Annotated in this window: 17 protein-coding genes; 11 read left to right on the top strand and 6 right to left on the bottom strand. The window is 68.7% G+C overall.

Annotated features, from left to right (window positions below; translation table 11 throughout):
• Positions 1-183: 183 nt before the first annotated feature.
• Positions 184-777 carry a cytochrome b gene (locus tag Q0C38_RS19695; RefSeq protein WP_291298836.1) on the top strand — a complete coding sequence of 198 codons (594 nt, stop codon included), beginning with the start codon at positions 184-186 and terminating at the stop codon, positions 775-777.
• On the opposite strand, the gene Q0C38_RS19690 is transcribed toward Q0C38_RS19695, so the two are convergent.
• Together Q0C38_RS19690 and Q0C38_RS19685 are read right to left on the bottom strand one after the other, a co-directional pair.
• The gene (locus Q0C38_RS19690) at positions 778-987 is read right to left on the bottom strand and encodes a hypothetical protein (RefSeq protein WP_291298835.1); all 210 of its coding nucleotides are present in this window, start codon (positions 985-987) and stop codon (positions 778-780) included.
• Between the two features lie 77 nt (positions 988-1,064).
• Positions 1,065-2,135, bottom strand: coding sequence for an NAD(P)-dependent oxidoreductase (locus tag Q0C38_RS19685; RefSeq protein WP_291298834.1), 1,071 nt, complete (start codon positions 2,133-2,135; stop codon positions 1,065-1,067).
• Between the two features lie 34 nt (positions 2,136-2,169).
• Between Q0C38_RS19685 and Q0C38_RS19680 the strand changes: the two genes are divergently transcribed.
• The 4 genes from Q0C38_RS19680 (at position 2,170) to Q0C38_RS19665 (ending at position 5,287) form a co-directional block, all read left to right on the top strand.
• On the top strand, positions 2,170-2,373 hold the full coding sequence (locus tag Q0C38_RS19680) for a heavy-metal-associated domain-containing protein (RefSeq protein ID WP_291298833.1): 204 nt from the start codon (positions 2,170-2,172) through the stop codon (positions 2,371-2,373).
• A 6-nt stretch (positions 2,374-2,379) separates the two neighbouring features.
• Positions 2,380-2,712 (top strand): DUF1491 family protein, encoded by a 333-nt coding sequence (locus Q0C38_RS19675; protein ID WP_291298832.1) that lies wholly within the window; start codon positions 2,380-2,382, stop codon positions 2,710-2,712.
• 180 nt (positions 2,713-2,892) lie between these two features.
• Positions 2,893-4,404: an ABC transporter substrate-binding protein gene (locus Q0C38_RS19670; protein WP_291298831.1), complete on the top strand. Its 1,512-nt coding sequence runs from the start codon at positions 2,893-2,895 to the stop codon at positions 4,402-4,404.
• A 4-nt stretch (positions 4,405-4,408) separates the two neighbouring features.
• Positions 4,409-5,287 (top strand): carbon-nitrogen hydrolase family protein, encoded by an 879-nt coding sequence (locus tag Q0C38_RS19665; RefSeq protein WP_291298830.1) that lies wholly within the window; start codon positions 4,409-4,411, stop codon positions 5,285-5,287.
• Here the strand turns inward: Q0C38_RS19665 and Q0C38_RS19660 are convergent.
• From Q0C38_RS19660 to Q0C38_RS19650, 3 genes are read right to left on the bottom strand one after another with little or no spacing between them, the layout of a single operon-like run.
• Positions 5,236-6,561, bottom strand: a complete 1,326-nt coding sequence (locus Q0C38_RS19660) for a TRAP transporter large permease subunit (RefSeq protein WP_291298829.1) — start codon at positions 6,559-6,561, stop codon at positions 5,236-5,238. The two genes, Q0C38_RS19665 and Q0C38_RS19660, sit on opposite strands and share 52 nt — an antisense overlap.
• Before the next feature lie 24 nt (positions 6,562-6,585).
• The gene (locus tag Q0C38_RS19655; RefSeq protein ID WP_291298828.1) at positions 6,586-7,080 is read right to left on the bottom strand and encodes a TRAP transporter small permease subunit; all 495 of its coding nucleotides are present in this window, start codon (positions 7,078-7,080) and stop codon (positions 6,586-6,588) included.
• Positions 7,081-7,088: 8 nt separating this feature from the next.
• Positions 7,089-8,177: a TRAP transporter substrate-binding protein gene (locus Q0C38_RS19650; protein WP_291298827.1), complete on the bottom strand. Its 1,089-nt coding sequence runs from the start codon at positions 8,175-8,177 to the stop codon at positions 7,089-7,091.
• A 314-nt stretch (positions 8,178-8,491) separates the two neighbouring features.
• Between Q0C38_RS19650 and Q0C38_RS19645 the strand changes: the two genes are divergently transcribed.
• The gene (locus Q0C38_RS19645) at positions 8,492-8,926 is read left to right on the top strand and encodes a CBS domain-containing protein (protein ID WP_291298826.1); all 435 of its coding nucleotides are present in this window, start codon (positions 8,492-8,494) and stop codon (positions 8,924-8,926) included.
• A gap of 58 nt (positions 8,927-8,984) precedes the next feature.
• The gene (locus Q0C38_RS19640) at positions 8,985-9,722 is read left to right on the top strand and encodes a sulfite exporter TauE/SafE family protein (RefSeq protein WP_291298825.1); all 738 of its coding nucleotides are present in this window, start codon (positions 8,985-8,987) and stop codon (positions 9,720-9,722) included.
• A gap of 27 nt (positions 9,723-9,749) precedes the next feature.
• Here Q0C38_RS19640 and Q0C38_RS19635 read toward each other — a convergent pair whose 3' ends face one another.
• On the bottom strand, positions 9,750-10,526 hold the full coding sequence (locus tag Q0C38_RS19635) for a DUF2189 domain-containing protein (protein ID WP_291298824.1): 777 nt from the start codon (positions 10,524-10,526) through the stop codon (positions 9,750-9,752).
• A gap of 177 nt (positions 10,527-10,703) precedes the next feature.
• On the opposite strand from Q0C38_RS19635, the gene ccoN reads away from it, so the two are divergent.
• From ccoN to ccoP, 4 genes are read left to right on the top strand one after another with little or no spacing between them, the layout of a single operon-like run.
• Positions 10,704-12,188 (top strand): cytochrome-c oxidase, cbb3-type subunit I, encoded by a 1,485-nt coding sequence (gene ccoN, locus Q0C38_RS19630; protein ID WP_291298823.1) that lies wholly within the window; start codon positions 10,704-10,706, stop codon positions 12,186-12,188.
• A gap of 12 nt (positions 12,189-12,200) precedes the next feature.
• Positions 12,201-12,920 carry a cytochrome-c oxidase, cbb3-type subunit II gene (gene ccoO / locus Q0C38_RS19625; protein WP_291298822.1) on the top strand — a complete coding sequence of 240 codons (720 nt, stop codon included), beginning with the start codon at positions 12,201-12,203 and terminating at the stop codon, positions 12,918-12,920.
• A gap of 13 nt (positions 12,921-12,933) precedes the next feature.
• Positions 12,934-13,131: a cbb3-type cytochrome c oxidase subunit 3 gene (locus Q0C38_RS19620; protein ID WP_291298821.1), complete on the top strand. Its 198-nt coding sequence runs from the start codon at positions 12,934-12,936 to the stop codon at positions 13,129-13,131.
• Entirely contained in the window at positions 13,131-14,003 is an 873-nt protein-coding gene (gene ccoP, locus Q0C38_RS19615) for a cytochrome-c oxidase, cbb3-type subunit III (protein WP_291298820.1), read from the top strand. Before Q0C38_RS19620 ends, ccoP begins: the two co-directional genes overlap by 1 nt.
• Positions 14,004-14,023: the final 20 nt, after the last annotated feature.

Genomic DNA, 14,023 nt, shown 5'->3' with positions numbered 1-14,023 from the left:
CGAGGTGCCAGACGTGGCCCTCGGCGCGCGCGATCGCGACCTGGCGCTTCATCGCAGCCCCCGTGGCAGCGCCCGACCAATCGGCGTGCGCGACGATCGAGAAGCCGCTCACGCGGTTTGCAGCGCCATTGCGCGCGCAGGCTGTGGCATAGTCCCGGCCTTGAACGGGAGTGGAGGTTGGGTATGGACCATCAGGCGGGTACGATCCCAAGTGGCACGGCGGTGGCGCGCACCGACACGCTGCACCCGGATGGCCAGTACAACGCGGTCGCCAAGACCTTCCACTGGGTCACTGTCGTGCTCATGGCCACGGCGCTGACGATCGGCTTCCTGATCAAGTTCATGAAGGACGATTCAAAGATGGTGTTCTACGCCATCCACGAAACGGCCGGCTTGACGATCCTGTTCGTCTCGATCGCACGGCTCGTCTGGCGCCGGCTCAGCCCGCCGCCGGCGCTGCCCGACCATGTTCCCGCGAACATGCGGATGGCCGCGGCGGCCGTGCATCACGGGCTCTACGCGCTCCTGATCCTGCAGCCGATCATCGGCTTCCTGGCCACGAATGCCTGGGGCTTTCCGATGCAGGGAGCGACGGCCTATTTCGGCCTGATCGACATCCCGGCCGTGATCGGCGAGATGCCGGCGCTGGCGAAGGTTCTGTCGCTGATCCACACGGTGTTCGGCTACACGCTTGTCGTGCTGCTTGCCGCCCATATCGGCGGGGCGGTGTTCCACCACGCGATCAGGCGCGATGGCACGCTGCTGCGGATGTTGTGATCAGGCCTCGCCACGGGCCTTGTCGAGCATGCGCCCGATCAGGCCCTTCTTCTTCGGTGGCGGTGGCGGGGCAGCAGCCTTGAACGCCGCGCGCGCTGCCTTCTCCTTATGCGCCATCCACTTCTCGAGCGTCATGCCAGCCTTCGCCGCGCGCCTGGCCTCGTAGGTCTTCTGCGCCTCGGTCATGCCTGCCGTCGGATCCTTGGCCATGGTGGTCCCCCGTCTTTATCCCCGTCTCGTGCCGGCGGGACGCTAGAGCAGCCCGTTGCCGAGGGGAACGGGGTCGCTCATGCAGCCTGCGCGGGCGTGCCCGGCGCCCTGCCGAAGGCGGCCGCGAAGCGGGTTGCGAAGCTGTCCCAGGCCTCCGGGTTCACCAGCCGCGGTGGCCGCGCCCCGCCGAGGAACAGGCCGATCAGCTGCCCGGCCCCCCAGGTGGCGATGCGCCGGCGGCTCTCATGCGTCACCCCGGCCGTGTGGGGCGAGGCAAGGACGCGGGGGTGGAGAAGCAGTGGGTTCGTCGTGTCCGGCTGCGGCTCACGGTCCCAGCAGTCGAGGCCTGCGGCGGCGAGATGCCCCGCCTCGAGGGCGGCGAGCACCGCGGCCTCGTCATGAATGTACTGTCGCGCGGTGTTGACCAGGATGGCCCCCGGCCGCATCGCCGCCAGCGCCGCGCCGCCGATCATCCCCCGCGTCTCGGCATTCAGCGGGCAGTGCACCGAGACGATGTCGGACGCCGCCAGCAGCGCGGCGAGCGAGACCTTCTCCGCCCCCGCGGCGGCGATCGTGGCAGCGTCGAGATAGGGATCGGCGGCTAGGATGCGACAACCGAAGGCGAGGCGGCAGATCTCGGCCACGCGACGGCCGATATTGCCAAGCCCGATCAGCCCCACCGTGCGGCCGGCAAGCTCGCGTCCCATCAGGGCGGGGCGGTCGGCCGCCGTGCCTGCGCGCATCGCCGCATGCGCTTCCGTGATCCTCTTGAGCAGCGTGAGCATCATGCCGACCGCATGCTCCGCCACCCCTTCGGCGTTGCCGCCCTGCTGGTTCATCACCAGCACGCCCGCATCCGTCATCGCCGCGACGTCAACCGTGTCGTATCCTGCGCCATGGGTGGAGATGGCCAGCAGCGACGGGGCGACGGCGAGAAGCGCCGAATCAGGCCAGAGATGGCGCGGCAGCTCGTCACGCAGCGATCCGACCTGGAAGGCAACGGCGCCGGCAAACAGGTGCGCGACATCGCCCTGCAGGGTTGCCATGCCGACGGGCGTGGTTGCTAAACGCGGCTCCGCGCCGATGATCTCAGCCCAGGCGGCATGTGGCAGCGGCTCGGCATGGATGATGCGGATCGGCTGGTGCATGCGATCATGGCTCTCTGGTGAGGAGGATACGGCGATGGTCATCAAGGTAGGCGGCATGACGTGCGGCGGGTGTGCGGCGGCGGTCAAGCGCGCGATCGAGGGGACGGTGCCCGGCGCTGCGGCGACCGTAAGCCTCGAGCGGGGCGAGGTCGAGGTCACGGGCGTTGACGTCGCCGCGGCGAAGGCTGCGATCGTCGCTGCGGGTTTCGAGGTTGCCGGATTCGAAGTCGGCGGCTGACGGGCGATGGAAGCACGCCTCAAGTCGGGGCTGTGGGTCTCTGCCCTGGTGCGGCAGTGCGACAGGCTTGCCTGCACCGCCGTGGTGCTGCGGAAGGGTGACCCTGACTCTGGCGGCATCGTCGTGGTGCTGCGCGGCCGTGCGGGGCTCTCGGCGCTCAGCCAGGTGCGTGACGGGGAGGGGCGGCTCGGCTGGATGCGCGCGACCGGCCCAGCCCCGGTCGACCAGGAGGCGGCGGATGCCTACGTCGCGCGCGCGCTCAAGCGCGACCCCGATCTCTGGGTGGTGGAGGTCGACGCGCCCGACCTGATGCCGCCCTTCGAGGCAAGGCTGGTGTAGCGGCATCGTGCTTACGCTCTCGCGCTTACGCTCTGGTGCCTGATCTCTGGGCAGAACGCCCTCCGTCCGGGAACAGGACGGCGCATCGATCATCCCGAAACCGTCATGAGGGTTCCCCGGCACGCTGCTTGCAGTGGTTCGCGCCGTTGATATCCGTTCCACGTCCCCGGGGGGTCCTTCATGATGGTTTTTGCGCGTGGTCTTCTCGCCGTCTCGCTTCTCGCGGGCATCGCGGCAGCGCCGCTGTCGGCGCCGGTCGCGCAGAGCCTCGCCATCGGCCTGCAGGACGACCCCGACCAGATCGACCCGCACCGCTCGCGCACCTTTGCTGCCCGGATCGTCCTGACGGCGCATTGCGACAAGCTCGTCGATGTCGCGCCCGACCTCACCTTCGTGCCACGCCTCGCCACGGCGTGGACATGGAGTGCTGATGGCAAGCGCCTCGAGATGACGCTGCGTGGCGACGCGCGCTTCCATGACGGCGCCATGCTCGACGCCGAGGCGGTGAAGGCCTCGATCATGCGCGCCAAGACGCTGCCCGACAGCCTGCGCAAGGGCGACCTTGCCAGCGTCGATAGCGTCGAGGTGCTCGGCCCGCTCAGCCTGGCCTTCGTGCTGAACCGGCCGGATGCCGCGCTACTCGGCCAGCTGTCGGACCGCGCGGGCATGATCGTCTCGCCGCGCGCCGACGTGCCGGCCGGAACGCCGCCGGCCTGCTCCGGCCCGTTCCGCTTCGTCGAGCGCGTGGCCCAGGACCGCATCGTGTTCGAGCGGTTCGACGGGCATTGGGAGCGGCAGGCCTACGGCATCCAGCGGCTGAGCTACCACCCGATCCCCAACCCGACGGTGCGGCTCGCCAACCTGCGCGCCGGGCAGTTCCAGCTGATCGAGCGCGTCGCCCCCTCCGATGTCGCGCTGGTACGTGGCGACAGGCGCTTCGCGATGGCCTCCTCGCCCGGCATCGGCTTCCAGGGGCTTGCGGTGAACGTCGCGAACGGGGCGGCCGCCGACACGCCGCTCGGGCGTGACGTGCGGGTGCGCGAGGCGCTCTCGCTCGCGATCGACCGTCAGGCGCTGGTGCAGGCGGTGTTCGAGGGGCTGCACGCCCCCGGAATCCAGCCCTTCCCGCCGGGCAGCCCCTGGGCGCGGGCCGATATTGCCGTACCCGCGCGCGATCTCGCGCGCGCGCGTGCGCTGCTGCGCGAGGCGGGGCTCGACCGCGTGCGCGTCGATCTGATGGCCACCGCCAACCCGATCGACCAGCAGGTGGCCGAGGTCGTGCAGGCGATGGCCGGAGAGGCAGGGTTCGACATCACGATCCGCCAGGCCGAGCTCGGCGCGCTGCTGCGCGAAACCGCTGCGGGTCGTTTCCAGATGGCCACGAATGGCTGGGGCGGGCGCGTCGATCCCGACGGCAACATGTTCGGCTTCTTCACCTGCCAGGGTGGCTTCAACGAGCCGAAATACTGCGACGAGACGACCGAGCGCCTGCTCGTCGCCGCCCGGGGCGAGACCGACCGTGCCCGCCGCAAGGCGCTCTATGACGAGGCGATCGGCCGCGTCGTCGCAGCAAAGCCCTGGATCTTCCTCTATCACCCCGTGTGGCTGTACGCGTCGAGCGCCGAGCTCCAGGGGTTCGCACCGCATCCCGATGGCCTGATCAGGCTCGCGGGCGTGGCGCGCGCGCGGTAGGCGTGTGATCCGGCTGGCGGCGAGCAGCGCGGCTGGTTCCCCGGCCGCGACCCTCGACACGATCGGGCTCGCGGCGGATGCGGGCGCCGATCTCGTCCTGCTGCCGGAGCTTGCCCCGGTGCCGTGGCTGGTCGGCGCCGCACCGCCCGCGATCGGCGCGCGTGCCGAGGCGATCGACGGTGCCTTGATGGCTGCCGTCCGCGCTTGCGCGGCGGAGAGGCACATCGCTGTGATGCTGCCGCTGCCGCTCCAGCATGGCGGCAGCGTGTTCAACGCCGCGGTGCTGATCGACGCGGCGGGAGCGATCGTGGCGGCCGAGGATGGCGCCGGCACGGCTTGGCCCTTTGCCGCGAAGCTACATCTGCCGCCAGCGCGGGAAGGTTTCGGCGAGCCTGATCATTTCGTGCCCGGGCCGGCCCCCGTCGTGCACCGATGGCGCGGCCTCACGCTCGGCGCGCTGGTCTGCTTCGACCGGCGCTTTCCCGAATGCTGGCGGGCGCTGCGGCACCTCGGCGCCGACATCGTGCTCGTTCCCGTCGGCGGACCTGGCGGCGATGCGCCGGGGCTGTTCGCGGCGGAGCTGCGCACCCATGCGAAGGCCAACGGCGTTGCCGTTCTCGCCGCCTGCCGCGCGGGGGAGGAACGTGTCGGGGAGGTCACGGTTCGCCATGAGGGTGAGAGCTGTGCGATCGGGGCTGACGGCGCGATGCTCACCATGGCGGGCAAGGGCGGCGGCCTCGTGATCGTCGATCTCGATCCCGCGACGATCGTGGCCGCCCGCGCGGCGCGGCCCTTCCTGTCGTTGCTTCGCGAGGACGTGGCGGCCGGCGCCTACCAGCCGATCGCGCGCGGCAGCCAGGTGGCGAGGCCCGGGAAGGCGTAGACCAGAACCAGCATTACCCCCTGCAGCGCGATGAAGGGGATCACGCCGCGGTAGATCTGCCCCGTGGCGATCTCGGCCGGGGCGACGGAGCGGAGGAAGAACAGCGCCCAGCCGAAGGGTGGCGTCAGGAACGACGTCTGCAGGTTCACGCAGATCAGCGTCGCAATCCAGACGAGGTCGACATCGGCCTTCAGCAGCACCGGCAGGAACAGCGGCACGGCGATGTAGCTGATCTCGATCCACTCGATGAAGAAGCCGAGCACGAAGATGATCAGCATCATGAACCAGATGTCGGCGCCGACCCCGCCCGGCAGGAAGGCGAACATGTCCTCGACCAGCCGCTCGCCCTGCAGGCCGCGGAAGGAGAGGGCGAACACCTGCGCGCACATCAGGATGAACATCATCATCGCGGTGATGCGCGAGGTGGTCTGGACCGTCTCCTTCAGCACCCGCCAGGTGAAGCGCTGGCCGAGCGCGGTGACGACGATTGCGCCCAGCGCGCCCATGCTCGCGGCCTCGGTCGGCGCGGCAACGCCGCCGATGATGCTTCCAAGCACGGCACCGACGAGGCCGAGCGGCGGCGCGACCACCTTGAACAGCTTGACGATGAGCTCGCGGTTCGAGGTCAGCGCCCGCTCCTCCGCCGGCACGGCCGGCACCATCGCGGGCCTCAGCATGCCGAGCACGATGATGTAGACGCAGTAGATCCCCGCGAGCATCAGGCCCGGAACCATTGCCGCGGCGAACAGCGTGCCGACGGAGAGGTTCAGGATATCGGCCAGCAGGATCAGGATCAGCGATGGCGGGATGATCTGCCCGAGCGTTCCCGAGGCGCAGATCACGCCGCAGGAGAAGCCCGGGTCATAGCCGCGGCGCAGCAGGTTGGGCAGCGTGAGAAGCCCGAGCGTGATCACCGTCGCGCCGACGATGCCCGTGGTCGCGCCCATCAGCACGCCGACGAGGACGATGCCAAGGCCAAGCCCCCCGCGCAGGTTGCCCGCAAGCCGGCCGACCACGTCCATCAGGTCCTCGGCCATGCGGCTTTTCTCGAGCATCACCCCCATGAACACGAACAGCGGGATGGCCAGCAGCGTGTAGTTCGAGACGACGCCGAAGATGCGGTGCGGCAGCAGGTTGAACAGCAGCGGGCCGAAGCCGAGCCAGCCCCAGAAGAAGCCTGAGATGGCAAGCGTGAGCGCCACGGGAACGCCCGCCATGAGCAGCACGAAGAAGCTGCCCAGCATGGCGAGCGCATAGATCTCGGTGATCGGCATGTGTCGTGTCCGGCGCTCTCGGGATCAGGCGGTGCGGAGGCGGATCGCGGCGTGCAGTAGGGAGGCCAGCGATTGCAGCGCGAGCAGCGCGAAGCCGACAGGGATCAGCGCCTTCAAGGCCCAGCGATACGGGATGCCGCCAGGGTTGGCGCTGCCCTCTCCCTGAGCAAAGGATTGGCCGACGTAGCGCATCGAGAAATGGATGATGAGGGCGGCGACGACGATGGCGGCGAACGCCGAGAGGATGTCGACGACCGCCTGCGTGCGCGGTGCGAAGCGGGCATAGAGAACATCCACCCGCACATGTTCGCCGTGGCGGAGCGCGTAGCTCATGCCGATCAGCGCGATCGGCGACATCAGGTGCCACTCGAGCTCCTGCGCCCAGACCGTGCCGGCCGAGAACCCGTAGCGCGCCAGCACGTTGCCAGCCATCACGAGCACGAGGCCGAAACAGAACCAGGCGGCGACGCGGCCGATCAGGTCGACCGCGTCGTCGATCGCGCGTGCGGCGCGCTCCATCGTGAGGCTCAGCCTGCCGGGCGGATCTTGGTGTGGTAGGGCACCTCGCTGAAGGCGGCCCACTGGTCGTACCTTGCCTTGTAGGCGAAGAAGCTGTCGGCCACGCGCTTGACGATGGGGTCGCGGGCGGAGGCTTCGTCGAGCACCTTCGTCGTCTCGGTGCGGAGGCGGGCGACCACGGCATCGGGCAGCTCGCGTGCCGTCACGCCCTGGTTCCTGATGAGATCCTCCATCGCCTCGGCGTTGTTCTTCTGGCACCACGCCTCGGAGATCACGTTGCACGCAGCGGTGGCGTTCTCGACGATCGCCTTCAGGTCATTCGGCAGGCGTGCCCAGGCGGCCTTGTTGACGATCAGCTCCGACGCCGTCGCCGTCTCGTGCCAGCCGGTGGTGTAGTAGTTCTTGGCGACCCGCTGCAGGCCGAGCTGGCGATCGAGGAAGGGCCCGACGAATTCGGCGGCATCGATCACGCCGCGCTCGAGCGCGGGGAAGATCTCGCCCGCCGGCAACAGCCGCACATCGACGCCGAGCGCCTGGTAGACGCGGCCGGCGAGGCCGGGGATGCGCATCTTGAGGCCGCGGAAATCCTCGGCCGTCTCGATCGGACGGCGGAACCAGCCGGTCATCTGCACGCCCGTGTTGCCGCAGAGGAACGGCACGAGATTGAAACGGTCATACACCTCGCGCCAGAGGCCGATGCCGCCGCCGTCATACATCCAGCCGTTGAGCCCCTGGAAGTTCAGGCCGAAGGGAACGGCGGTGAAGTACTGCGCGGCGAAGCTCTTGCCCGTCCAGAAGAAGGCGTTGGCGTAGTTGCACTCGACGATGCCCGAGCTCACCGCATCGAAGCCCTCGGCGGCGGGGATCAGCTCGCCGGCGCCGAAGAACTGGATGCGCAGCCGGCCGTTCGACATCGCCTGGATGCGCTCGATCAGGTCCTTCGCGCTGCCGGGGCCCGTCGAATAGAACGCCGCGTTGGGGCCGTAGAAGCTCGTCATCCGCCAGGTGATGGCGCTCTGCGCCGTGACCACGGCGGGTGCGGCGATCGCCCCGGCACCGCCGAGCGCTGTGGTGGCCATGAAACGGCGTCGCTGCATCGCTGAGGCTCCCCTGTGAGGATGATTTGCCCGCCATCAGCAACCCCTGTGCCAGCGCGCCAGGCGCTGCGTTTGGCGTGGCGACTGCGAGCACGTCGCCCCTGGTTGCGGCAGCCTGGCTGAGCGCTGCGCGGTTTTTGGGCAGCGTTGCTGCGGCAGTGTTCGCTGGCTCACGCCCGCGTGAGCGCTCGGCCGTCCAGTGTGCACCTGCACACCTGCCCGGTTGCGCCCAAGGTTGCGGAGGGTGTTTGCTCACAACCTTGAGGGGCGACCGCCTCCACGGCGGTGTCGCCCGCCCGGACAGGGAGGTGCCCATGACCGTCGCTGCGATCCTCGACCACAAGGGCCACGAGATCGTCTCGGCCCGGCCGGACGATACGCTTGCCGCCGTCTCGACACTGCTGACGCAGCACCGCATCGGCGCGGTGCTGGTACGCGGGGCGGGAGCCGACGTGCTCGGCATCCTCTCCGAGCGCGACATCGTGCGCGCGATCGCGGCCCACGGCGCGGCCGCGCTCTCGCTCACCGCCAGTGCCGTGATGACGCGCGAGATCGTCTATGGCTGTCCGGCCGATACGGTCGACAAGGTGCTCGCGACGATGACGGACCGGCGTATCCGCCACCTGCCGGTGATGCATGAGGGCAAGCTCGTCGGGTTTGTCTCGATCGGCGACGTGGTGAAGCGGCGCATCGCCGATGTCGAGCAGGAGGCCGAAAGCCTCCGCGCCTTCGTCGCCGGGAACGCCTGAGCTGCGCATGCCGTGACGCGCCTCGTCGTGCCGGCGCTGGGGTCCTATACTCGGGCGCGTGGAGACGCTCGCGAATTGCCTGCATGACCTGACGGCGCTTGGCGCCGACGGCGTCGTCGCGCTCGCCGCCGCGCTGTTCCTCGCCGGGCTCGCCGGCAGTGCCACGCATTGCGTCGGCATGTGCGGGCCGTTCGTGCTGGGGCAGGTGACGGCGGGGCTTGCGGCACGGCCTGGACTCTCCCGCCTCTCGGGCGGTGCGCTGCTTCCCTACCACGTCGGGCGGATGACGACCTATGTCGCGCTTGGCGCCGCGGCCGGCTTCGCGTCGGGCCTCGCGGTGCACGGGGCGGGGCAGCGCGGCGTGCTCGCTGTGCTGCTGGCGGTCGGGGCCGTGCTGATGCTGGCCCAGGCCTTCGGACAGGTCGCGGCACTGGTGCCGCGCATCGGCCCGCCACGCCGCTTCACAGACGCGGTGACGCGGCGTGCGGCACCGCTGCTCGCCAACCCGGCCGGCATTCGCGGCTATGCGCTCGGCCTGCTGCTCGGGTTCCTGCCCTGCGGGCTGCTCTATGGCGCGATCGCGGCTGCCGCTGCCTCCGGATCGGCGCTCGGTGCGGCTCTCGGCATGGCGGCCTTCGCGCTCGGCACCGCTCCAGCGCTGATCGGCGTCGGTGTTGCCGGCGCGTTCTTCGGGCGTCGCTTCGCCCCGGCGCTCAGGGTGATGGCGGTGCCGCTGCTGCTGCTCAATGCCACCGTGCTCGGCGTTCTTGCGCTGCGCGCGGCGGGCCTTGCCTGAACGCGCCGCGTCGCCCGGCGCGGCGCTCTACTCCACGATGTCCTTGTAGGCATGCCACGTCGCGTGCCCGACGAGCGGCATGGTGACGGCGAGGCCCAGGAACAGCGGGATCAGCCCGAAGCCGGTGAACACCACGATCAGCCCTGCCCAGAGCGTCATCGGCGCCCAGTTCTCGCGCACCGCGGTGAAGGAGGTCGCGACCGCGGTGAACACGTTCACGTCGCGGTCGAGCAGCATCGGGATCGAGATGGCCGAGATCGCGAACACCAGCGCCGCGAGCACCGCGCCCACCGCCGTGCCGAGTGCCCAGAAGGGGATCGCGCTCGGCGCCATCAGCCGCAGGATCAGGTTCTCCCAGGCCGGGTTGAAGCCGAGGCCGAAGAACAGCGCGAAGATCAGCGTCGCGACCCTGATCCAGCCGAGATGGAACAGGCCGAGGATGACGCCCATGTAGGACAATTGCGTGCCGTTGCGCTTGTACGCGCCGAACGCCGCCCCGAGGCTGACGTGCTCGCCGGTCCCGAGCCGCCTGCTCGTCTCGTAGAGCCCGACCGCGAGCAGCGGGGCCGTGAAGAAGAACCCGGCCGAGAGCGGCAGCACGAGCCAGAACACCCCGCTTTGGACCAGTACGAGCAGCAGCACGTAGGTGAGTGCCACCATCAGGGCGCCGTAGGTGAGGCTGACACCGGGTGCGGCGAGGATGTCGCGCCAGCCGGCGGCGAGCCAGGTCCATGGACGGTCGACGGACACACGCCTGATGCGCGGCGTTGCATCGGCGAAAACCGGGATGGCCTCGTCAGTCATGCGCATTCACCCGTTCCAGCATGGCGGGCCGAGATCGCGCCCGCATCGTGATCCCTATCGTCCCCCTCTGTGACGCGGAATCTGCTGCGGCACCTTGATGCAGGTCAATGCTGCGGCGCGGCAGCCCGCGCACCTTCCGCCGCAGCGAGCGATGCGCGCAAGCGATGCGGAGGGGTCATGGTCTCGGATTCGGCGACAGTGGTTGGGTTCGGCGAGCGCACGCGTTCGCGCGCCCCTGATTATGTCGAGGATGTCGTTCGCGCCTTCGTGGTCGCGACCGTTTTCTGGGGCGTCGTCGGATTCCTGATGGGAACCCTGATCGCCTGGCAGCTCGCATTTCCGCTGCTGAACCTCGACCTCGAATACACGACGTTCGGGCGCCTCCGCCCGGTGCACACCTCGGCGGTGATCTTCGCCTTCGGCGGCAACGCGCTCATCGGCACGAGCCTCTACGTGGTGCAGCGGACCTGCCGCGCGCGGCTGTTCGGTGGGCCTGAGGCGGGCTGGTTCCTGTTCTTCGGCTACCAGACCTTCATCGTGCTCGCCGCGCTGGGCTACGTCATGGGGGTGAGCTCGGGCAAGGAATATGCCGAGCCGGAATGGTACGTCGACCTGTTCCTGACCGTCGTGTGGGTGATCTACCTGGTCGTGTTCATGGGCACGATCATGAAGCGGGAAGAGCCGCACATCTACGTCGCGAACTGGTTCTACCTCGCCTTCATCATCACCATCGCGATGCTGCATATCGGCAACAACCTGCAGCTTCCGGTGAGCTTCGGCGGATCGAAGAGCTACGGCGTTCCCGCCGGCGTGCAGGATGCGATGATCCAGTGGTGGTATGGCCACAACGCGGTTGGGTTCTTCCTCACCGCTGGCTTCCTCGGGATGATGTACTACTTCATCCCGAAGCAGGCGAACCGGCCGGTCTACTCCTACCGGCTCTCGATCGTGCATTTCTGGTCACTGATCTTCCTCTACATCTGGGCGGGCCCGCACCACCTCCACTACACCGCGCTGCCCGACTGGGCGCAGACGCTCGGCATGATCTTCTCGGTGATGCTGTGGATGCCGTCCTGGGGCGGGATGATCAACGGCATCATGACGCTCTCGGGAGCGTGGGACAAACTCCGCACCGACCCGGGCCTGCGCTTCTCCGTCACCTCCGTCGCCTTCTACGGGATGAGCACCTTCGAAGGCCCGGTGATGAGCATCAAGGCCGTGAACGCGCTCAGCCACTACACCGACTGGACGATCGGGCACGTGCACTCGGGCGCGATGGGCTGGGTCGGGTTCATCACCTTCGGCGCGCTGTACTACCTCGTTCCGGTGCTGTGGAAACGGCCCGGGCTCTACTCGTCGAGGCTCGCCGCGTGGCATTTCTGGATCGCCACACTCGGCATCGTCCTCTACATCACCGCGATGTGGGTCTCGGGCATCATGCAGGGCCTGATGTGGCGCGCCTATGACGAGTACGGGTTCCTGCAATACTCGTTCATCGAAACGGTCGCGGCGATGCACCCCTACTACGTGATCCGCGCGACGGGAGGCATCCTCTACCTCACCGGTGCGCTGATCATGGTCTACAATCTCTGGAAAACCATTACTGGAGCGGAACAGGTGGCCGAAGCCAGGCCTGTGCTCGCGGCCCAGGCGGCAGAGTAGGGGGAGGCACCGATGATCCGCCATGAAGTCATTGAGAAGAACGTCGTCCTTCTCGCCGTGCTGACGCTGCTCACCGTCTCGATCGGCGGGCTCGTGCAGATCGTGCCGCTGTTCACGATCGAAACGACGATCGAGCGCGTCGAGGGGGTTCGCCCCTACACGCCCCTCGAGCTCGCCGGGCGCAACATCTATCTTCGTGAGGGCTGCTACACCTGCCACAGCCAGCAGATCCGCCCGTTCCGTGACGAGCTCGAGCGCTATGGTCATTTCTCGCTCGCGGCGGAAAGCATGTACGACCGACCGTTCCAGTGGGGCTCGAAGCGCACGGGGCCCGATCTCGCCCGCGTCGGCGGCAAGTACAGCAACGAGTGGCAGTACGCCCACCTGGTCGATCCGCGCAGCGTGGTGCCGGAAAGCATCATGCCGCCCTACGGCTTCCTGCGCCGGCCGTTGCGCACCGACAACATCGCCGACCATCTCCGCACGCTGAAGGCACTCGGCGTTCCCTACACCGACGAGATGATTGCCAACGCCCGCGCCGACCTTGCCACGCAATCCAACGCGGATGCGGACGGCACGGCGTTCGCCGCGCGCTATCCGAAGGCGGTGCAGGCCTCGTTCGACGGCAACGCAGGTGTGGTGACGGAGATGGATGCGCTGATCGCCTACCTCCAGATGCTCGGCACGCTTGTGAATTTCGCCGACGTGACGCCAGAGCAGATCAGGCAGTAGGGGGACAGCGGACATGGAATGGCTCGCTGCCAACTACGCGCTGCTCAAGCAGCTCTGGGTCGTATGGTTCCTGCTGCTGTTCGCCGGCATCGTCGTCTGGGCATTCCGGCCAGGCAACAAGGTGCGGCTCGAGGCACAGGGACGCATCCCGCTCGATGACGACAGGGATGATGGCCGGGATGAGGGCCGGGATCAGGGAGGGGCACGCTGATGCCGACGAAGATCGAGAAGGACGCCATTACCGGCAAGACCACGACTGGTCACGAGTGGGACGGCATCAAGGAACTGAACACGCCGCTGCCGAAATGGTGGCTGTACATCCTCTACGCGTGCATCGCCTGGGCGGCGGTCTGGGCGATCATCTACCCGTCGTTCCCCGGCCTCTCAGGGCATTTCCGCGGCACGAGCAACTGGACGCAGCGCCAGGCGATCGCGGAGGACATGGCGCGCGCACGCGCCGAGCAGGCACCGTTCCTCGATCGCATCCGCGCCGCCTCGCTCGACGAGGTGCGGCAGAACCCTGACCTGCTCACCTACGCGATGGCCGGCGGCCGCGTCGCCTTCGCCGACAACTGTTCCGCCTGCCACGGCTCGGGCGGGCAGGGAGCGCGCGGCGGCTTCCCGGCCCTGGTCGACGATGACTGGATCTGGGGCGGCAGCCTCGAGACCATCCACAGCATCATCCTGCACGGCATCCGCAACACCCAGGACCCGGACGCGCGCATCAGCCAGATGCCGGCCTATGGCGGCGGCGTGCTGAGCCGCGCGCAGATCAACGATGTCGCCGAGCATGTGCTGTCGCAGTCGGGCCGCTCCACGGATGTGGCAGCGGCGGGGCGCGGCGCTGTCGTCTACGCCGAGAACTGCGTTGCCTGCCACGGCGAGAAGGGCGAGGGCGTGCGCGATGTCGGCGGCCCGCGGCTGAATGACCCGATCTGGCTCTATGGCGGCACGAAGGCCGAGATCGTCGCGCAGATCGCCAACCCGCGCATGGGCGTGATGCCGCCCTGGGCAGGGCGGCTCGACGAGGCGACGATGAAGATGCTCGCCGTCTACGTGCATACGCTCGGCGGCGGCGAGTAGCGGCGGCCCCGGAGCGCATG

Origin of the sequence: Elioraea sp. (genome assembly GCF_022842375.1) — a bacterium.
Taxonomy (GTDB): Bacteria; Pseudomonadota; Alphaproteobacteria; order Acetobacterales; family Acetobacteraceae; genus Elioraea_A.
This window is presented reverse-complemented; position numbering and strand designations above follow the sequence as displayed.